The following is an 18,462-nucleotide window of genomic DNA, read 5'->3' on the forward strand; positions in this document are numbered from 1 at the left end:
CGGGACATCATTTGCTATTAAAAATTTTTCCCAATGGGTAATGCTATGTGCATTATTTTATTTGCCTCTTTTTCTGAAACCGGGAATTCCGGACTTGAAATATCTTTGAAACGGATAATTTTTGCAAACTCTCCACCAAAAACCGATTGGTAAAATATAAAGGCTTCTTCTGCATTTCCATTGAAATTAATATGAGGGTTAATCTGTGCCATGGTTTAACTGTTTTGTTTATATGAATTTAGTTAAATCGGTAATCATAATCGCTTCACTTCTTCCTTTTGGAGTATTTGAAAATCATAGATTTTCCAATTCCTTATTTTGGTAAGCGCTTCGCTTCTTCCCAAAATACATCCATTTCAGCTAAGGTCATATCCGCTAAAGGTTTCCCTAATTCGGCAGCTTTGCTTTCCAAATATTGGAATCGCTTAATGAATTTTTTATTGGTTCGTTCCAGTGCATCTTCAGGATTCACTTTTAAAAATCGGGCATAATTGATCATAGAGAACAACACATCTCCAAATTCAGCTTCTATTTTATCCTGATTTCCTTCTTTTACCTCATCCTGCAATTCTTGTAATTCTTCCTGAACTTTATCCCAAACCTGATGCGGTTCTTCCCAGTCAAAGCCTACGCCTTTTACTTTATCCTGAACGCGACTGGCTTTTACCAAAGCCGGCAAGCTTTTAGGAACGCCTTCTAAAACTGATTTTTTGCCTTCTTTCAGTTTCAATTTTTCCCAGTTTTGTTTTACTTGTTCCTCATTTTCTACCACCACATCTCCGTAAATATGAGGATGTCGGTCAATTAATTTATCGCAAATTGAGTTGGCAACATCAGCAATATCAAAAGCATTAGTTTCACTTCCTATTTTTGAATAAAAAACGATATGCAGCAAAACATCACCCAACTCTTTTTTAACTTCTTCAAGATCATTATCCAAAATAGCATCACCCAGTTCATACGTTTCTTCAATCGTTAAATGACGTAAACTTTGCAGGGTTTGCTTTTTGTCCCAAGGACATTTTTCGCGCAAATCGTCCATGATATCCAATAACCTGTTAAAGGCTTCCAATTGTTGTTGGCGTGTGTTCATTTCTGTTACTGTTTAATTTGATGTATAAAAATAAAAAATCCCACGTGGAAAAACGTAGGATTTTTTATTTTATGCTCTGAAATTTATTCTGCTGCTTTTTCTTCTTCCTGATTCTCTTCCTCAGTCAAGGCTTCTACAGTCACCAATCCTTTAGGCTGTAAAATATTATACCAGTTCAGTATCTTCTTTATATCAGAAGTATATACACGGTCTTCATCAAATTCAGGAAGTACCTCTCTGAAATAGTCTCTCAAATCAGCTTCACTTTCTTTGTGCGACATCGCCGGACCGTCATTTTCTTTTGTAGCAACTGCTTTAAACACTTCGCTCAAACGGATTTCTTCACTATAGGTATAAACAGCAATCTCTGATAATAAACTTACGTTGCTTCTCATACCAACAGTAATTTTTTTGCCGTCTAATAAAGACTCCGCTACAAAACCTGTACGAGTTTGTAACTTCAGTTCATATAATCCCGGTTTCCCTGATATAGCCAATATCTTTTGAATACTCATAATCTTGTTTTTAATTAAGGTTGGCAAATATATAGTTCAAAGTCGAAAGTTCAAAGTCAAAAAGCTGAAAAAAACTAATCCTTATTCGCTATAAACTAACGACACACTTATTATTTCCCTTTTTTGTTCGCAAATTTCATTTTATAATCCGGACGTGCTTTACCTTCCATTATATTTTGAAGTCTTTTACCTATCAATTTCTTTTTAAGGCTCGACAAATGGTCTGTAAATAATATCCCGTCAATATGATCGTATTCGTGCTGAATGACACGAGCAATCAACCCGTCGTACTCCTCTGTTTTTTTATTGAAATCTTCATCATAATATTCTATAGTGATTTTATCATGACGAAAAACATCTTCTCTGACATCCGGAATACTCAGACAGCCTTCATTGAATCCCCAAACTTCACCTTCCTCTTTTACTATCCTTGCATTAATAAAAGTTTTTTTAAAATCATTCAACAGAGCAGCTTCTTCTTTAGAAACATCATCTCCTTCAGCAAACGGTCTTGCATCAATAACAAACAAACGAATCGACAAGCCTACTTGCGGAGCCGCCAATCCTACTCCATGCGCATTATACATTGTTTCATACATATTAGCAATTGTCTGTTTTAAATTAGGATAATCTTTCGAAATATCTTCTCCTACTTTACGTAAAACAGGCTCTCCATATCCATAAATTGGTAAAATCATGTGCTTTTTTATTTTTCACCGCAAAATTACACAATTAAATTATATGTTTTGATAGAATTTTCACCCACTAAAAAGATAAATTATCTAAAATGTTATTACAAAAAATATTTTTTATCCAAATTGATGTTTTTACAGGTTAATTTATCCTTAAACTAATATTTCATACAAATTTTGTATCTATATTTGTCCACATATTTGGATTAGAACTCTATGGTATTTAAAATTGAACAAGCCTCTGAAAAGCATATACAATATGCAGAAGCTATTTGTAACGAAATGGAAGCCTCCGCAAAAGTGAGGGGCACCGGCATTGCAAAACGTTCACCCGAATATTTAGAAAAAAAAATGTTGCAGGGAAACGCCATTATTGCACTTACAGAAAACGGTGATTGGGCAGGATTTTGTTATATAGAAACGTGGAGCCATGAAAAATTTGTGGCCAATTCCGGTTTAATTGTATCTCCTGAATACCGCCAGTTTGGCTTAGCCAAAAAGATTAAGCAAGCCATTTTTAATCTTTCCAGAACCCAATACCCGAATTCAAAAATCTTTGGTTTAACCACCGGATTAGCGGTAATGAAAATCAACAGTGATTTAGGTTACGAACCTGTACCGTATTCAGAACTTACCCAAGATGAAGATTTTTGGAAAGGCTGCACTTCCTGTGTGAATTTCGAAATACTAAAGAGTAAAGAACGAAAGAACTGTATGTGTACTGCTATGCTCTGGGATCCGATAGAAAAGGAAAAAGAAAAACGTTTAAAAATAGAACAAAAGTCAAAAGCAAAAGAGCGTTTAAAGAACATGAAAAAGAAACACTCTTTGCTCAAGATTTTAACTGTAAAGTTTAGAAACAAAGGCGTAGGATTATTTTTTTAACAATTGAAAATCAAAATTTAAAATGAAAAAAAAGGTAGTATTAGCATTTAGCGGAGGATTAGACACTTCATTTTGTGCTATTTATTTAACCAAAACTTTAGGATATGAAGTTCACGCAGTAACCGTAAATACAGGTGGTTTTTCAGATGAAGAAATCCAACAAATCAAAACCCGAGCATTAGCTTTAGGCGTTGACTCTTACCATTGTGTCGATGCTGTAAAAAGCTACTACGACAGTTGCATTAAATATTTGGTTTTCGGTAATGTTTTAAAAAATAACACCTATCCGTTATCGGTTAGTGCCGAAAGAACCATTCAGGCGACAAGTATTGCTAATTATGCGTTACAAATTAATGCCGATGCTGTAGCACATGGAAGTACCGGAGCAGGAAATGACCAAGTCCGTTTTGATGTGATTTTCTCGGTAATTTGTCCGCAAATTGAAATCATTACACCAATTCGTGATTTAAAATTATCGCGTGAAGCCGAAATCGAATTCTTAAAAGAACATGGCGTGGAAATGAATTTCGAAAAAGCTTTGTACTCAATCAACAAAGGGCTTTGGGGAACTTCTGTGGGTGGAAAAGAAACGCTGACTTCTCACGAATATTTACCGGAAGATGCTTTCCCTTCTCCATTAGAAAAAACAGAAGCTGAAAAAATCAGTTTGACTTTTAACCAAGGCGAATTAGTTAGTGTTAACGAAATTTCATTTGCACATCCATCGGAAGCTATTCAACATTTAGAAAAAATAGCCGCTCCGTTTGCTATTGGTCGTGATATTCATGTGGGCGATACGATTATCGGAATTAAAGGTCGTGTAGGCTTTGAAGCAGCTTCGGCTTTAATTACGTTAAAAGCACATCATTTATTAGAAAAACATACGATTTCTAAATTCCAATTGAGTATGAAAGCACAATTATCAGAATGGTATGGCAGTTGGTTGCACGAAGGTTTATTCCTTGATCCTGCCATGCGTGATATCGAAGCTTTTTTACAAAGCTCTCAAAAAATGGTAAGCGGAACAGTTTACGTAACACTTTTACCCTACCGATTTATCTTAAACGGAATTGAGTCGGAACACGATTTGATGGCTTCTAAATTTGGTAGCTATGGCGAAATGAACAATGCTTGGACCGGAGAAGACGTAAAAGGATTTTCCAAAATCGTAAGCAACTCACTTTCTATTTATTACCAAGTAAACAAAGAAGCAAAACCTTTAGAAATCTAATATGGTTACAGTTGGAATTATAGGCGCAGCCGGCTATACGGGCGGAGAATTGATTCGATTATTACAAATTCATCCCAAAGCGAAATTGCAATTTGCTTTGAGTCGTACCTATAGTGGAAAACCAGTTTCGGAAATTCACACGGATTTATGGGGTGAAACCAATTTAAAATTCACGGATGCTGTTGAAAAAACCGATGTTCTTTTTTTGTGTTTACCACATAAAGAAAGTAAAAATTGGTTGCAAAAAAACACATTAGATGCGAACACTAAAATCATCGATTTAGGAAATGATTTCCGTTTGGAAGGCGCTTTCGAATCGGGCGAATTTGTGTATGGTTTGCCGGAATTTCAAAAAGAAGCCATTCAAAAAGCGCAATATATTGCTAATCCGGGTTGTTTTGCCACTGCCATTCAGTTGGCGCTATTACCCTTGGCACAAAAAAATGTGTTGAAAGAAGTCTATACCACAGGAATTACAGGTTCAACCGGAGCGGGACAATCGCTATCACCTACTTCGCACTTTAGTTGGAGAGCCAATAATATTTCGGCTTATAAAACCTTAACGCATCAACATTTGGACGAAATAAAAAAAACACTGAACAGTTACAACAACGAAGTGAGCATTCAGTTTGTGCCTTGGCGTGGCGATTTTACTCGTGGAATTTACACGAGTTCAACGGTTAAAACAACGTTGAGTTTGGACGAATTATATGCTTTATACGAATCGTTTTATGCGGATGCCGTTTTTGTTACGGTTTCTAAAAATAGGATTGATTTAAAACAAGTAGTGAATACGAATAAAGCTTTAGTAAACATCGAAAAACAAGACGATTTTATAGTAGTGCACTCGGCTATAGATAATTTATTAAAAGGTGCTTCTGGACAAGCGATTCAAAATATGAATTTGATGATGGGTTGGGAAGAAAACACCGGATTACAACTTAAAGCAAACGCTTTTTAAATTTTTGAACAATGAAATTATTTGATGTTTATCCGTTATTTGATGTAACACCTGTAAAAGCTTCAGGAAGCTATCTTTGGGACGAAAACGGAACAAAATATTTAGATTTATATGGGGGTCACGCTGTTATTTCAGTGGGTCATTCGCATCCGCATTATGTAAAAAGAATCACCGAACAATTGCAAAACATCGGTTTTTATTCGAATTCGGTTCAAATCCCGATTCAAAACCAATTGGCTGAAAAATTAGGACAATTGAGCGGTTACGAGGAGTACAATTTCTTCATGTGCAATTCCGGTGCGGAAGCCAATGAAAATGCATTAAAACTAGCTTCTTTCCACACCGGAAGAAAAAAAGTAATTTACTTTTCAAAAGCTTTTCACGGAAGAACTTCGGCTGTTGTTGCCGCAACGGATAACCCTAGTATTGTGGCTCCGGTAAACGAATCGGATAATTTTATTTTACTGCCATTCAACGATGAAAACGCTTTAGCAGAAGCTTTCCAACAACATGAAATTGCCGCAGTAATTATCGAAGGAATTCAAGGTGTGGGTGGCGTTCAAATTCCGACTACAGCTTTTATGCAAAAAATAAGAACGCTTTGTACCGAATTTGGTGCTGTTTTTATTTGCGACGAAATCCAATCGGGTTACGGAAGAACCGGAAAATTCTTTGCACACCAATTTGCTAATGTTACACCCGATGTGATTACCGTAGCTAAAGGAATGGGTAATGGCTTCCCTGTTGGTGGCGTATTAATTGCTCCTTCAATCCAAGCAAAATATGGTATGCTGGGTACAACTTTCGGCGGAAATTATTTGGCTTGTGCTGCTTCTTTGGCAGTTTTAGAAATCATGGAAGACGAAAACGTAATTGAAAACGCTGCTGAAATGGGTGATTATTTGGTTGCCCAATTAAAAGACAACAGTGCTATTCAGGAAATTCGTTACCAAGGTTTAATGATTGGCATCGAATTGAAATCGCCTTGTGCGCCAATTCGTAAAAAACTATTAGACGAATACAAAATGTTAACCGGAAATGCTTCGAACCCCAATACGCTTCGTATTCTTCCGGCTTTGAATATCAGTAAAACAGAAATTGATGAGTTTGTTACCGCTTTTGAAGCACTAACAGCAGTTAACGCATAATTTTAAAAATAATTTATAACCATAAAAAATGAAACAATTTATTTCAGTTAAGGATATAACCAATTTAAACGAATTGGTAAACGAAGCCTTAGCTTTAAAAAAAGATCCATTCGCATTTGAAACTTTAGGCAAAGGAAAAACTATAGGTTTAGTCTTTTTAAATTCAAGTTTGCGTACGAGGATGAGTTCGCAGAAAGCGGCTCAAAACTTAGGAATGGAAGTTATGGTTTTAAATGCCGGACAAGATGCTTGGAATTGGGAATTTGAAGAAGGAGCTATCATGAACGGCACAACGGTAGAACACATTAAAGATGCCGCACGTGTTTTAAGCGAATATTGCGATATCATTGGCATTCGTTGTTTTGCCGGATTAAAAAATAAAGAAGAAGACATCCAAGAAAAAACCTTGAGTTTATTCATGAAATACGCTACTGTTCCGGTAGTTTCGTTAGAATCTGCAACTTTACATCCGTTACAAAGTTTAGCCGATTGTATTACCATTGCCGAACATCCGGTAACAAAACCGAAACCAAAAGTAGTGTTGACTTGGGCTCCGCACATTAAATCGATTCCGCATGCTGTTGCCAATTCTTTTAGCGAATGGATGCAGGCAAACGATGTAGATTTCGTTATAACACATCCTAAAGGGTATGAACTAGATGAAAAATACACTCAAAATGCTGTGGTAACAACTAATCAGGAAGAAGCCTTGAAAGATGCCGACTTCGTTTACGTGAAAAACTGGTCTTCTTTTACCGATTATGGACAAGTGCTTCCTACGAAAGAAGATTGGATGCTAACGCCTGAAAAATTAGCGGTTACCAATAGTGCAAAAATTATGCATTGCCTTCCGGTAAGACGAAATGTTGAAGTAAGTGATGCTGTTTTGGATAGCGAAAATTCATTAATTTATGAACAAGCCAAAAACAGAATCTATTCGGCACAAGTTGTTTTCAAGAAAATTTTGGAACAATTATGAGTACAAAACAAATTAACATCATAAAAATAGGTGGAAATGTCATTGACAATCCGGATACTTTAGCCCAATTCCTGACCGATTTTGCTCAGGTAAAAGGGCTAAAAATCTTGGTACACGGCGGTGGAAAATTGGCTACTAAAATGGCTGAAGGTTTACACATTCCGCAACAAATGATTGATGGAAAACGCATTACGGATGCTGAAACCTTAAAAATTGCAACGATGGTGTATGCCGGTTACATCAATAAAAATATGGTTGCCCAATTGCAAAAATCAGGTTGTAATGCAATCGGGTTATCGGGTGCTGATGGAAATGCAATTCAAACCGTTAAACGTCCCACTGAACCGATAGATTTCGGTTTCGTAGGCGACATGACCGAAAAAAGTATCAATACGGAATTCATCGAAATCCTTTTAAATAATGCACTTGTCCCCGTTTTCTGTGCAATAACTCACGATGCAAACGGTCAGTTATTAAACACTAATGCCGATACTATTGCGCAATCATTAGCGGTTTCACTTTCTGAAAAATATGATGTAAATTTGATTTACTCCTTCGAAAAAAAAGGGGTTTTGATTAATCTTGAAGATGACAATTCTTTTATTCCGGAAATCAATTATGACTATTTTTTGGAACTCAAAGAAAAAGGAATCATCAACAAAGGCATGTTACCCAAATTACAAAATGCTTTTACCGCTATTGAAAAAGGAGTCAGGAATGTATTTATAATTAAAGAAGATGCGATACTTTCGCTCTTAAATAAAAACTCGTATGAAGGTACTCGAATTACAAACGGAACAACATAATATTTTATACCAAAACGCTTTAGATTTACTAAAAAAATTAATTGCTACGCAATCGTTCAGTAAAGAAGAAGATCAAACCGCTTTGTTGATTGAAGATTTTTTTAAACAACACCAAATTCTATATCACAGAGAACAAAATAACATTTGGGCTTACAACAAATTTTACGATAAAAGCAAGCCAACCATTTTGTTGAATTCGCATCACGATACCGTAAAACCAAATAAAAGCTATACTTTAAATCCGTTTGAACCTATTGAAAAAGACGGAAAATTATTTGGATTAGGTAGTAATGATGCCGGAGGCGCACTAGTTTCGCTCTTAGCTACTTTTGTCTATTTCTACGACAAAGAAAACCTCAACTATAATTTAGTGATGACCGCTACTGCTGAAGAAGAGATTTCGGGAGTTAATGGTGTCGAATCTATTTATTCCAAATTGGGTGCTATTGAATTTGCGATTGTAGGCGAACCAACGGAAATGCATTTGGCCATTGCCGAAAAAGGATTATTGGTTTTAGATTGTTTAGCCAAAGGAACACCATCGCACGCGGCACATCCTAATAACGACAATGCTTTACTAAATGCAGTAGACGATATTTTGTGGTTCAGATCGTATTCGTTTCCTAAAAAATCGGAATTATTAGGCGAAGTAAAAATGACGGTTACTGTGATTCATGCCGGAGAACAACACAATGTAGTTCCCGACAAATGCCAGTTTACCGTTGACGTGCGCACTACAGAAAACTATTCGAATACAGAAGTTTACGAAATCATACAACAACACGTAAAAAGTGAAGTTACACCAAGGTCGTTGCGATTAAATTCGTCTTCTATTCCTTTGGAACATCCGTTTGTTCAAGCCGGAATTGCTTACGGACGAAAAACATACGGTTCTCCAACTTCATCCGACCAAGCAGTAATTCCTTGTGCTTCTTTAAAAATGGGACCAGGATTATCGACACGTTCGCATAGCGCTGACGAATACATTTTTTTGGACGAAATTAAAGACGGAATATCCATTTACATCAACGTACTTTCTAAAATTTTATAACAATGGGAAATAAAATTTGGCAAAAAAAATCAACGGAAAACTTAGATCATGCTACCATTATCGAAAAATTTACCGTAGGTAATGATACCGATTTTGATATGTTATTGGCTGAATTTGACGTTTTAGGTTCATTGGCACATACTAAAATGCTCAACAGCATCGGTTTGATTTCTGATGAAGAATGGATTATTTTAGAAAAGGAACTCAACACGATTTTAGGTGAAATTGAATTGGGCAAATTCCAAATTGAAGAAGGAATTGAAGATATTCATTCGCAAATTGAATTTATGCTGACGCAACGCATTGGCGAAATCGGGAAGAAAATTCACAGCGGCCGTTCGAGAAACGATCAGGTTTTAACTGATTTAAAATTGTTTTTAAAACACGAATTAGGCGAAGTTGCCCAACTTACAACCAACTTATTCGAACAATTGATTGCGTTGAGTGACCAATATAAAAAAGTACTTTTACCCGGTTATACACATTTGCAAATTGCCATGCCATCGTCATTTGGTTTATGGTTTAGTGCTTACGCCGAAGCTTTAACCGACGATATGGAATTTTTAGTTGCCGCTTATAATGTAACCAATAAAAATCCGTTGGGCTCCGGTGCGGGTTACGGTTCGTCTTTTCCGCTAAATCGAAAAATGACGACTGAATTACTCAATTTTGCCGATTTGAATTACAATGTGGTTTATGCGCAAATGACACGCGGAAAATCGGAAAAAGCTGTTGCCGTGGCATTATCTAGTATTGCGGCTACGCTGAGTAAATTTTCGTATGACGTTTGTTTGTATATGAACCAAAACTTTGGCTTTCTATCCTTCCCTGATTCGTTAACCACCGGAAGCAGTATTATGCCTCACAAAAAAAATCCGGATGTATTTGAATTGATTCGTGCAAAATGCAACCGAATTCAAGCGATTCCAAACGAATTAGCGCTTTTGACCAATAATTTACCATCAGGTTACCATAGAGACTGGCAATTGACAAAAGAATGTTTATTTCCCGGAATTGAAGCCTTGAAAGATTGTTTATCAATTTGTCAATTCATGCTGAATCATATCATCATTAAAGACAATATTTTAGATGACGAAAAATACAAATACTTGTTTAGTGTTGAAAACGTAAACCAAGAAGTTTTAAACGGCATGTCGTTTAGAGAAGCCTATAAAAAAATTGGTTTGGAAATTGAAAATAACACCTACGAACCAATAACTAATTTAAATCACACACACGAAGGCAGCATAGGAAATCTATGCTTGGATGAAATTAAATCGGCCTTCTATGCTGTGAGGAGTAAAGTTGTTTAATACTATTTATTGGCTTTAGGAAGTTTGAACATCGTTTCTTTTTTGATCTCATTCAGGACAATGCTACTATGGTATTGTCCTATGTTAGGGATATTCGATACTACATTAACAACGAAATTATTGTATGTTGTAATATCGGTAGACACTATTTTGAGCATATAATCGTATGTTCCTGACAAACTGATCAATTCCTGAATTTCGGGAATAGAAGCAGCCGTGTTTTCAAAATCCATTAAAGCTTGTTTGGATTGTTCTTTTAAAGTAACATTACAATACACTACGATTTCCAGACCTATTTTCATACGGTCAATTAGTGCTACATATTTTTTGATGATTCCTTTGCGTTCCAAGTTTTTAATGCGTTCATAAGTAGGCGTAAAAGAAAGTCCTATTTGTTCACCGATCTCTTTTATGGGCAGCGTTGAGTCATTTTGCAGTATTTCTAAGATTTGTAAATCTTTAGAATCTAAAACTTCTTTCATTAACATTTTGTTTTAAAATTCTAATATAAAAAGATTATTTCTTTAAAAAAAATATATTTTATTAACTTTTATACTTTAGATAATCTTGTAATAAAATAACTGCGGAAATCTCATCAATCAAGCCTTTGTTCTGTCTCTGCTTCTTTTTCAGCCCGCTATCAATCATAGTCTGGAAAGCCATTTTTGATGTGAAGCGTTCATCTATTTTTACCAACGGAATCAGGGGAAACTCTTTTTGAAACTTTGTACTGAATTTTAGAATTGCTTCAGCACTTTGTGAAGGTGTTCCGTCCATTTGCTTGGGTTCTCCAATAATAACCGTTTCGACTTTTTCTTTTTCAAAATAGTCCTTTAAAAAAGTAAAAATTGTTTCTGTTGTCACGGTCGTCAAACCGAATGCTATGATCTGTAATTCATCAGTAACTGCAACTCCTATTCTTTTCGTTCCGTAATCTAAAGCTAAAACTCTGGCCATTATTTCTGTTTTAAGTAACAAATTTAAAAAAGTAAAAGTGGGATTTTCCCACTTTTACGCTTCTAATTTTAATATTTCTGAGGTCATACTCCTTACTTTTTCAAAAAGCTCCGTACTATTGTTGAGCGATTGTCCATAGGAAGGAATCATCTCTTTAATTTTAGTTTGCCATTCCTCTGTTTTCATTTTTTCGGCGAAACAGCGATCCAGTAATTCCAGCATAATCGAAACTGTTGTGGAAGCTCCCGGCGAAGCTCCTAACAAAGCTGCGATAGAACAATCGGCCGCACTTACAATCTCTGTTCCGAATTGAAGAATACCTTTTCCGTTTGTATCTTTCTTAATAATCTGAACCCGAACTCCTGCTTCCTGTAACATCCAGTCTTTCCCGTCAGCTTTAGGAAAATATTCTCTCAAGGCTTCTACCCTGTCTTCCTGCGATTGAGTTACCTGTCCGATAAGATATTTAGTCAAAGGAATATTTTTCATTCCGGCTCCCAGCATCGGAGAAATATTACTTGTTCGGATCGATTTGAATAAATCGCTATAAGAACCGTTTTTCAGGAATTTAGTCGTAAATCCGGCATACGGTCCGAACAACAGCTCTTGTTTCCCGTCTATCATGCGCGTATCTAAATGCGGAACTGACATTGGCGGAGCGCCAACAGCTGCTTTTCCGTATACTTTTGCATGGTGTTTTTCGATCACTTCCGGATTTGTACAACGCAACCATTGACCGCTTACCGGAAAACCTCCGAAACCTTTTCCTTCTTCAATATTAGATTTCTCTAATAAAGGTAAGGCTCCTCCTCCGGCTCCTAAAAACACAAATTTTGCGGTTACTTTTCGTTTCTTACCGGAATTCAGATCTTTTACTTCAACAGTCCAGGTTCCTTCTTTGGTTTTATCCAGATTCAATACTTCATGTTTCAGATGCATTTTAACGCCTGACTGCGCTTTAAGGTATTCAAACAAGGCACGAGTAAGATTTCCGAAATTCACATCTGTTCCCCTGTCCATATAAGTTGCTGCAATTTTCTCATCTTCTTTTCTACCCTCCATCACCAGTGGTATCCAAGATTTAATTTCATCAGCAGCTGTAGAGAATTTCATTCCTTTGAAAAGGTTATTCTCTGTTAATTTTTCATGTCTTTTCTTTAGAAAATTCACATTATCTTCTCCCCATACGAAACTAACATGAGGGGTTGTTCTAATAAAATTTTCAGGAGAAGCAACTAAGTTTTTTTTGACTAAATAAGCCCAGAACTGTCTGGAAACTTCAAATTGTTCGGCTATTTTAACAGCCTTGGAAATGTCAACACTTCCATCGCTTTTTTCTGGTGTGTAATTTAATTCACAAAAAGCGGAATGTCCGGTACCGGCGTTGTTCCAAGCATCGGAACTTTCAATTGATGCGGTGTCTAATTTTTCAAAAATTTCAATTGTAGTATTTGGATCTAGCTCTTTTAAAAATGTCCCCAATGTAGCACTCATGATACCAGAACCCACTAGTACTACATCTGCATCTATATTCATGTTAATTTTGATTTAAAGGATTTCTACTGCAAATATATTAGTTAGTTATTGAAAAATTATAACCTTTTCGCAAAAATCGATTAAAATAATGCAACAAATTTTAAATTTATCCAAAACAGCCATACTATTTTAAGAGGTTGTGACAGAAGAATATTCATTTTTTTCACAAAATAGCCTTTGAAACCAAAATTTTATCTGTAAAAAAGATTATATCTTTGCACAAAAATTAAAAAAATGCAAGCGATACAAACTATTATAGAGCAGGCTTGGGAAGACCGTTCCCTATTACAAAACGAGAATACACAGAAGACTATCAGAGAAGTGATTGAATTGCTAGACAACGGGACACTTCGTGTTGCTGAACCTACAGAAAAAGGTTGGCAAGTAAACGAATGGGTAAAGAAAGCCGTTGTTTTATATTTTCCTATTCAAAAGATGGAGACTCTCGAAACCGGAATTTTTGAGTATCACGATAAAATGCCTTTAAAAAGAGGATATGCTGAGAAAGGGATTCGTGTAGTTCCTAATGCAGTGGCTCGTCACGGGGCTTATATTTCTTCCGGAGTAATCATGATGCCTAGTTATGTTAATATCGGGGCTTATGTTGATGCGGGAACTATGGTTGACACTTGGGCTACCGTGGGAAGTTGTGCTCAGATCGGGAAAGACGTTCACTTAAGTGGTGGTGTTGGAATCGGTGGTGTATTGGAACCGTTACAAGCAGCTCCTGTAATTATTGAAGATGGTGCTTTTTTAGGATCAAGAAGTATTGTTGTTGAAGGTGTAAGAGTGGAAAAAGAAGCTGTTTTAGGTGCTAATGTTGTACTGACCGCTTCCACTAAAATTATTGACGTTACCGGTAATGAACCGGTTGAATATAAAGGAATTGTTCCAGCACGTTCTGTCGTTATTCCGGGAAGTTATACCAAAAAATTTCCTGCCGGTGACTATCAGGTTCCTTGTGCTTTAATCATTGGTAAAAGAAAAGCTTCAACGGATCTGAAAACATCTCTGAACGATGCTTTAAGAGAATACAATGTAGCCGTTTAAAATAAATAAAAAAAAGGATTCAATTGAATCCTTTTTTTTATTTAGAATATTCCTTTCAACTTTCTTTTTAAGTACTTTTTTCTGTAAATTTTCTTTTTAAAACTATTGGTTTTCTTTAACAGCTCAGCTGATAGTTCTGTTGCTGACAAACCACTTAGTTGTTCATACTTTTTTGAGATCAGACGAATCATATCCTTAGAGAACCAAAGTTTTTTCAGGTTATTCATTCTGTCTTCAAGAGACATTTTCTGAAATTTCATTCTATTAAGGTCTATCAGGTAGAATTTATAATGATCTCCGTCTTTAACAATTAAAGTATTTCCCGGCGAATGGTCTAAAAAATTCACATCTGCTTCATGCAGTTTAAATGAAAACTCCGTAAAACCTTCTAAAACTTTCTCTCTGTCCGGAAATAACGGGTCGTGAATAATTTCCCTGATAGTAAAATCATACCGGATCAATTCGCAAACATAGTAGCATTCAGATAATAGTCCCAAAGCGTTCCTCACCTCAACATAAGCATAAGGCTTAGGCGTCAGAATTCCGTGTTCTAATAGGTATGCTGCATATTCAAAAGAACGTTTTGCTTTATTTTCCCGGAAGTACGTATAAATAATTGCTTTAAGAAAATTTAATCTTTTAAATTGCTTGATTGTAACTGCCGCACCATTATACGAAGCTTTTTTAATTACATTTCGTTTTCCCTCAACTAAAACATCTTTATTTGCCGGAAGATCTGTAATCAATTGTTTTATAATACTTTGATCAATAGTATGATTCGTATAAATGCGTATGTTCACAAATGTTGAATTAAATTTTGGCTTAAAAGTATAAAAAATAGTACTTTGCACCAAGAAATTATTTTATCATGAAAGTTTTAATCATCCAAAATAAAAGGATTGGCGATGTTTTGATCAGCTCAATAATTGCAAATAATTATAAAAGGATACACCCAGATGCTGAAATTCATTTCATGGCTTATGATTTTACTACCGGTGTCCTTGAACACAATCCCAATATAGATAAAATAATTCCTATTGAAGAAAAAAAATTAAAGAATTTAAAGAACCTCTTTCTTTTTATCGGTCAGATACGAAAAGAAAAATACGATATCATTTTTGACCCTTATTCAAAAACGCAAAGCCGATTGATCTGTAAATTTGGCGGTGCCAGAATAACCATCGGGAATAAGAGTCGGAAAAAAATGGGAAATCTCGGATTCTATACTCATCCTGTAGAGCATCTTAAAGAGAAAAGTCATAATAGCGGAAAAGCTATTGAAGACAGAATTGAGTTAATTAAGCAAATTGAACCTAATGCTGAATTTGACTATTATCCTAAACTTTTCTTATCAGAAGCTGAGAAAAACAAAAAATGGTTTGATGCTAACGGAAAGAAAACAGTTATTTTAGGCGTCTTAGGCAGCACACCGCAAAAATCAATGCCTTATGATTATGTTGCCGCAATCTGTGATTTTCTGGTTAAGCAATATGATATCAATATTATTTTTAATTACGCTCCCAAACAAAAAGAAGAAGCTTTAAAAATATACAATTTATGCGAACATAAGGAAAACATACTGATTGATCTTTATGCGCAATCCATTCGTGATTTTATCACTCTAATGTACCAATGCGATGTTTTTATCGGTAACGAAGGTGGTGCCGTTCATATCGCTAAGGCTCTAAACAAACCTACTTTTACTATTTTCTCTCCTTATGTCAATAAAGATCACTGGGCTAGTTTTGAAGATGGCAAGTTACATGCTTCCGTCCATCTGTTAGAAGAAAAACCGGAATTGTATTCTGCTTTTACGTTTGCAGAGCGCAAAAAAATAGAGGCTAATCCTAGTATCATGTATAGAGAACTAACCCCTGAAATCATTATCCCGAAGATGGAAAGCTTTTTAGCAAACAAATTATGATTTTACAATCCCGTAAGGTGTCCACTTTTTCTTTTCGGTACGCGTTTCTTTTCTGATATTTTTATTTTTATCAATAGATTCTTTGGTAGCGTAACCTCTCGGGTGGTCTAAATGCAAACAAACAGTGCTGTAGCGGATTTGTTTGGGTTTAATTCCGTAATTCACCAAACGTTCGCCTAACTCTCTGTCTTGTCCTCCGTACTGCATTCGTTCGTCAAAACCGTTAATTGCTACAATATCTCTTTTCCAACCTGATGAATTGTGACCGTTCCAACTTGGCGTTGTAGGTGTCAAAAAATTTAAAATATCACTGAACCAACCTTTAGCATACACTTTTAAATTTTTAAAAGAGGTTTTCATACCATTTTTCTTCAACCAGAACAAATCAAAACATCTATTGGAGTAAATATCATCTTTGGTAATCATTTTGGAAAGGTTCATCGGTAATTTATGATATCCTCCGGATAAAAAATGATTTTCTTCTCTGTATTTAATGTGCTGCTCTACAAAATCAGGTCTTGGAATGCAGTCTCCGTCCGACATTAAAATGTAGTCTGTGGTACAAGCTTCGATCGCTTTATTTAATATCTGTGATTTTTGAAAACCGTTGTCCTCGTGCCAAACATGGATTATAGGGTAAAAAACCTCTTTTTTCATCTGTTCAATCAAATCAAAAGTAGGCTGTTTAGAACCATCGTCCGCAAGAATCAATTCAAAGTTCCTATAGTTTTGAGTATTATAGCCCCACAACACTTTTTGTAACCATTCCGGTGAATTATATGTACTGATAATTACAGAAATTTCTTTTTTCATAGGGCAAATTTACTTCATTTTTTTAAATTTGCTTACTTATTTGAAAAACTAATTATGCCAACGTTAAGCGTTATCATCCCTACCTATAATGAAATTGACTATCTGGAAGATGCTATCCGGTCAGTTGATTTTGCGGATGAAATTATTGTGATAGATTCTTATAGCACAGACGGTACGGCTGAATTAGCAGAAGAATTAGGCTGTAAAGTTCTAAAACGAAAATTTGACAACTTTTCTAACCAGAAGAACTTCGCTTTAATTCAGGTTAAAAGTGACTGGATCTTATTTATTGATGCAGATGAAAGGGTAACTCAAAGGTTAAAAGCAGAGATCCTTAAAGCCATTGAATCACGCAGGTATGATGGATACAAAATCAATTTTCCTCATTTCTATATGAACCGTTTTTTATACCACAAAGTAGACAGGGTTTTACGATTGGTTAAAAATAACGGTGTTTCGTTTTCCGGTGATGTTCATGAAAAACTTCATGTTGAAGGAGAAATAGGTATCTTAAAAAACTTTATGCTCCATTATACCTATAAAGGGTTGAACCATTTTTTACAAAAAAAGGATTCGTATGCCTGGTTTCAGGCTAATATGGAAACTAAAAAAGGGAAGAAAGCCTCTACTTTTAAATTGATCTTCAAGCCATTTTACCGCTTTTTTTCATCTTTTATTTTGAAAAGAGGTTTTTTAGATGGCGTTCCCGGCTTAGCTATTGCCAGTATTAACGCCTACGGAGTTTTTTCCAGATATGCTAAAATGTATCTGATCAAAAAAGGTTTAAAATAATTTTATTCTTCCGAAAAGCATTTTTATACTGAATCTCAGAAGATTATCTTCTCCTTTTACATCAACTCTTTTAATCAGATAAGGTTCTTTAAAAGGAAACCTATTGATCTTGTTTCCGATTCTTAATCCGAACAATATCCCGCTTTCTTTTAAAACTGTTTTAAACTCCTTGAACTTTTGTACCTCTTTAGGATAACTTCCATAGGGATATGCAATGGCCGGCACTACTTCGAGTTGATTGTCTTTTATAAATTGGTTTGATCGTTCTAAATCTGTTTTAGCTTCAAGGATTGATAACGCTTTAAACCTTTTATGCTCGAAAGAATGATGCCCTAATTCAATAAGGTCAGCCGGTAAAGATTTAAGTTGCTCAACAGTCATGATCTTTTCGGTACCGGAATTCCACAGATCTGACTTTCCAACATAAGCAAACGGTATAAAGAATGTTGCTTTAAAATTATACTTTTGAAGTAAAGGAAGTGCTATTTCCAATTGGTTTACCGTTACATCATCAAAAGTTAAAATAATACTTTTTTCCGGCAAATCCTTATTTGCTATTATATCCTTAAAATGCAGTCCTTTGTAGTTCTTTTTTACCAAATATTGTAATTGGGATTCAAAAAGATCTGCATGAATTGTCAGCCCACTCCCCTTCTCTTTAATGGTCGTGAAATTGTGATACATTAAGACCGATAGCTTCTTCATATTTTTGCAAT

General features: G+C 35.5%; 21 protein-coding genes. 11 read left to right on the forward strand and 10 right to left on the reverse strand.

Features of this window, described 5'->3' with window-relative positions; genetic code table 11:
- Positions 1–17 precede the first annotated feature (17 nt).
- From NHF50_RS15790 to def, 4 genes are all read right to left on the reverse strand, one after another.
- Positions 18–212 (reverse strand): hypothetical protein, encoded by a 195-nt coding sequence (locus NHF50_RS15790; RefSeq protein ID WP_308219292.1) that lies wholly within the window; start codon positions 210–212, stop codon positions 18–20.
- A gap of 101 nt (positions 213–313) precedes the next feature.
- The gene (gene mazG / locus NHF50_RS01850) at positions 314–1,093 is read right to left on the reverse strand and encodes a nucleoside triphosphate pyrophosphohydrolase (RefSeq protein ID WP_109568079.1); all 780 of its coding nucleotides are present in this window, start codon (positions 1,091–1,093) and stop codon (positions 314–316) included.
- Between the two features lie 83 nt (positions 1,094–1,176).
- Positions 1,177–1,608, reverse strand: coding sequence for a DUF5606 domain-containing protein (locus NHF50_RS01855; protein ID WP_109568080.1), 432 nt, complete (start codon positions 1,606–1,608; stop codon positions 1,177–1,179).
- Between the two features lie 110 nt (positions 1,609–1,718).
- The gene (gene def, locus NHF50_RS01860; RefSeq protein ID WP_109568081.1) at positions 1,719–2,306 is read right to left on the reverse strand and encodes a peptide deformylase; all 588 of its coding nucleotides are present in this window, start codon (positions 2,304–2,306) and stop codon (positions 1,719–1,721) included.
- 210 nt (positions 2,307–2,516) lie between these two features.
- Here def and NHF50_RS01865 point away from each other — a divergent pair, with 210 nt between their 5' ends.
- From NHF50_RS01865 to argH, 8 genes are read left to right on the forward strand one after another with little or no spacing between them, the layout of a single operon-like run.
- Complete coding sequence (locus NHF50_RS01865; RefSeq protein WP_109568082.1) at positions 2,517–3,185, forward strand: GNAT family N-acetyltransferase; 669 nt, start codon at positions 2,517–2,519, stop codon at positions 3,183–3,185.
- Between the two features lie 22 nt (positions 3,186–3,207).
- Entirely contained in the window at positions 3,208–4,416 is a 1,209-nt protein-coding gene (locus tag NHF50_RS01870) for an argininosuccinate synthase (protein ID WP_252774864.1), read from the forward strand.
- Position 4,417: 1 nt separating this feature from the next.
- A complete protein-coding gene (gene argC / locus NHF50_RS01875; RefSeq protein WP_252774865.1) occupies positions 4,418–5,377 on the forward strand; it encodes an N-acetyl-gamma-glutamyl-phosphate reductase in 960 nt (319 codons plus the stop codon).
- A gap of 11 nt (positions 5,378–5,388) precedes the next feature.
- Positions 5,389–6,525, forward strand: a complete 1,137-nt coding sequence (locus tag NHF50_RS01880; RefSeq protein WP_252774866.1) for an aspartate aminotransferase family protein — start codon at positions 5,389–5,391, stop codon at positions 6,523–6,525.
- Positions 6,526–6,553: 28 nt separating this feature from the next.
- A complete protein-coding gene (locus NHF50_RS01885; protein WP_252774867.1) occupies positions 6,554–7,504 on the forward strand; it encodes an N-acetylornithine carbamoyltransferase in 951 nt (316 codons plus the stop codon).
- On the forward strand, positions 7,501–8,310 hold the full coding sequence (gene argB / locus NHF50_RS01890) for an acetylglutamate kinase (protein ID WP_109568087.1): 810 nt from the start codon (positions 7,501–7,503) through the stop codon (positions 8,308–8,310). The genes NHF50_RS01885 and argB overlap by 4 nt, the downstream gene beginning before the upstream one ends.
- Positions 8,276–9,361 (forward strand): M20 family metallo-hydrolase, encoded by a 1,086-nt coding sequence (locus NHF50_RS01895; protein ID WP_252774868.1) that lies wholly within the window; start codon positions 8,276–8,278, stop codon positions 9,359–9,361. The genes argB and NHF50_RS01895 overlap by 35 nt, the downstream gene beginning before the upstream one ends.
- A 2-nt stretch (positions 9,362–9,363) precedes the next feature.
- Positions 9,364–10,674, forward strand: coding sequence for an argininosuccinate lyase (gene argH, locus NHF50_RS01900; RefSeq protein ID WP_252774869.1), 1,311 nt, complete (start codon positions 9,364–9,366; stop codon positions 10,672–10,674).
- Positions 10,675–10,676: 2 nt separating this feature from the next.
- Here argH and NHF50_RS01905 read toward each other — a convergent pair whose 3' ends face one another.
- The 3 genes from NHF50_RS01905 to NHF50_RS01915 all read right to left on the reverse strand — a co-directional run bounded on the left by NHF50_RS01905 (position 10,677) and on the right by NHF50_RS01915 (position 13,167).
- Positions 10,677–11,156, reverse strand: a complete 480-nt coding sequence (locus NHF50_RS01905; RefSeq protein ID WP_109570570.1) for an Lrp/AsnC family transcriptional regulator — start codon at positions 11,154–11,156, stop codon at positions 10,677–10,679.
- 61 nt (positions 11,157–11,217) lie between these two features.
- Positions 11,218–11,631: a Holliday junction resolvase RuvX gene (ruvX, locus tag NHF50_RS01910; RefSeq protein WP_252774870.1), complete on the reverse strand. Its 414-nt coding sequence runs from the start codon at positions 11,629–11,631 to the stop codon at positions 11,218–11,220.
- Positions 11,632–11,685: 54 nt separating this feature from the next.
- On the reverse strand, positions 11,686–13,167 hold the full coding sequence (locus NHF50_RS01915) for a malate:quinone oxidoreductase (RefSeq protein ID WP_252774871.1): 1,482 nt from the start codon (positions 13,165–13,167) through the stop codon (positions 11,686–11,688).
- Positions 13,168–13,401: 234 nt separating this feature from the next.
- Between NHF50_RS01915 and NHF50_RS01920 the strand changes: the two genes are divergently transcribed.
- Positions 13,402–14,217: a 2,3,4,5-tetrahydropyridine-2,6-dicarboxylate N-succinyltransferase gene (locus tag NHF50_RS01920; RefSeq protein ID WP_252774872.1), complete on the forward strand. Its 816-nt coding sequence runs from the start codon at positions 13,402–13,404 to the stop codon at positions 14,215–14,217.
- A 41-nt stretch (positions 14,218–14,258) separates the two neighbouring features.
- On the opposite strand, the gene NHF50_RS01925 is transcribed toward NHF50_RS01920, so the two are convergent.
- Positions 14,259–15,017 (reverse strand): lipopolysaccharide kinase InaA family protein, encoded by a 759-nt coding sequence (locus NHF50_RS01925; protein ID WP_245896491.1) that lies wholly within the window; start codon positions 15,015–15,017, stop codon positions 14,259–14,261.
- Between the two features lie 68 nt (positions 15,018–15,085).
- Between NHF50_RS01925 and NHF50_RS01930 the strand changes: the two genes are divergently transcribed.
- Positions 15,086–16,141 (forward strand): glycosyltransferase family 9 protein, encoded by a 1,056-nt coding sequence (locus tag NHF50_RS01930; RefSeq protein ID WP_109568092.1) that lies wholly within the window; start codon positions 15,086–15,088, stop codon positions 16,139–16,141.
- Here NHF50_RS01930 and NHF50_RS01935 read toward each other — a convergent pair.
- A complete protein-coding gene (locus NHF50_RS01935; protein WP_252774873.1) occupies positions 16,136–16,954 on the reverse strand; it encodes a glycosyltransferase family 2 protein in 819 nt (272 codons plus the stop codon). The two genes, NHF50_RS01930 and NHF50_RS01935, sit on opposite strands and share 6 nt — an antisense overlap.
- Positions 16,955–17,008: 54 nt before the next feature.
- On the opposite strand from NHF50_RS01935, the gene NHF50_RS01940 reads away from it, so the two are divergent.
- Positions 17,009–17,746, forward strand: coding sequence for a glycosyltransferase family 2 protein (locus tag NHF50_RS01940; protein WP_109568094.1), 738 nt, complete (start codon positions 17,009–17,011; stop codon positions 17,744–17,746).
- Here the strand turns inward: NHF50_RS01940 and NHF50_RS01945 are convergent.
- A complete protein-coding gene (locus NHF50_RS01945) occupies positions 17,738–18,451 on the reverse strand; it encodes a polysaccharide deacetylase family protein (RefSeq protein ID WP_252774874.1) in 714 nt (237 codons plus the stop codon). The genes NHF50_RS01940 and NHF50_RS01945 overlap by 9 nt on opposite strands.
- Between the last annotated feature and the right edge of the window lie 11 nt (positions 18,452–18,462).

Origin of the sequence: Flavobacterium sp. NRK F10 (genome assembly GCF_024054235.1) — a bacterium.
GTDB lineage: Bacteria > Bacteroidota > Bacteroidia > Flavobacteriales > Flavobacteriaceae > Flavobacterium > Flavobacterium sediminis.

Bases quoted from the DNA above. Each gene is read 5' to 3' on its own strand.
- NHF50_RS15790 (WP_308219292.1), bottom strand. From the start codon at position 212: ATGGCACAGATTAACCCTCATATTAATTTCAATGGAAATGCAGAAGAA.
- mazG (WP_109568079.1), bottom strand. From the start codon at position 1,093: ATGAACACACGCCAACAACAATTGGAAGCCTTTAACAGGTTATTGGAT.
- NHF50_RS01855 (WP_109568080.1), bottom strand. From the start codon at position 1,608: ATGAGTATTCAAAAGATATTGGCTATATCAGGGAAACCGGGATTATAT.
- def (WP_109568081.1), bottom strand. From the start codon at position 2,306: ATGATTTTACCAATTTATGGATATGGAGAGCCTGTTTTACGTAAAGTA.
- NHF50_RS01865 (WP_109568082.1), top strand. From the start codon at position 2,517: ATGGTATTTAAAATTGAACAAGCCTCTGAAAAGCATATACAATATGCA.
- NHF50_RS01870 (WP_252774864.1), top strand. From the start codon at position 3,208: ATGAAAAAAAAGGTAGTATTAGCATTTAGCGGAGGATTAGACACTTCA.
- argC (WP_252774865.1), top strand. From the start codon at position 4,418: ATGGTTACAGTTGGAATTATAGGCGCAGCCGGCTATACGGGCGGAGAA.
- NHF50_RS01880 (WP_252774866.1), top strand. From the start codon at position 5,389: ATGAAATTATTTGATGTTTATCCGTTATTTGATGTAACACCTGTAAAA.
- NHF50_RS01885 (WP_252774867.1), top strand. From the start codon at position 6,554: ATGAAACAATTTATTTCAGTTAAGGATATAACCAATTTAAACGAATTG.
- argB (WP_109568087.1), top strand. From the start codon at position 7,501: ATGAGTACAAAACAAATTAACATCATAAAAATAGGTGGAAATGTCATT.
- NHF50_RS01895 (WP_252774868.1), top strand. From the start codon at position 8,276: ATGAAGGTACTCGAATTACAAACGGAACAACATAATATTTTATACCAA.
- argH (WP_252774869.1), top strand. From the start codon at position 9,364: ATGGGAAATAAAATTTGGCAAAAAAAATCAACGGAAAACTTAGATCAT.
- NHF50_RS01905 (WP_109570570.1), bottom strand. From the start codon at position 11,156: ATGAAAGAAGTTTTAGATTCTAAAGATTTACAAATCTTAGAAATACTG.
- ruvX (WP_252774870.1), bottom strand. From the start codon at position 11,631: ATGGCCAGAGTTTTAGCTTTAGATTACGGAACGAAAAGAATAGGAGTT.
- NHF50_RS01915 (WP_252774871.1), bottom strand. From the start codon at position 13,167: ATGAATATAGATGCAGATGTAGTACTAGTGGGTTCTGGTATCATGAGT.
- NHF50_RS01920 (WP_252774872.1), top strand. From the start codon at position 13,402: ATGCAAGCGATACAAACTATTATAGAGCAGGCTTGGGAAGACCGTTCC.
- NHF50_RS01930 (WP_109568092.1), top strand. From the start codon at position 15,086: ATGAAAGTTTTAATCATCCAAAATAAAAGGATTGGCGATGTTTTGATC.
- NHF50_RS01935 (WP_252774873.1), bottom strand. From the start codon at position 16,954: ATGAAAAAAGAAATTTCTGTAATTATCAGTACATATAATTCACCGGAA.
- NHF50_RS01940 (WP_109568094.1), top strand. From the start codon at position 17,009: ATGCCAACGTTAAGCGTTATCATCCCTACCTATAATGAAATTGACTAT.
- NHF50_RS01945 (WP_252774874.1), bottom strand. From the start codon at position 18,451: ATGAAGAAGCTATCGGTCTTAATGTATCACAATTTCACGACCATTAAA.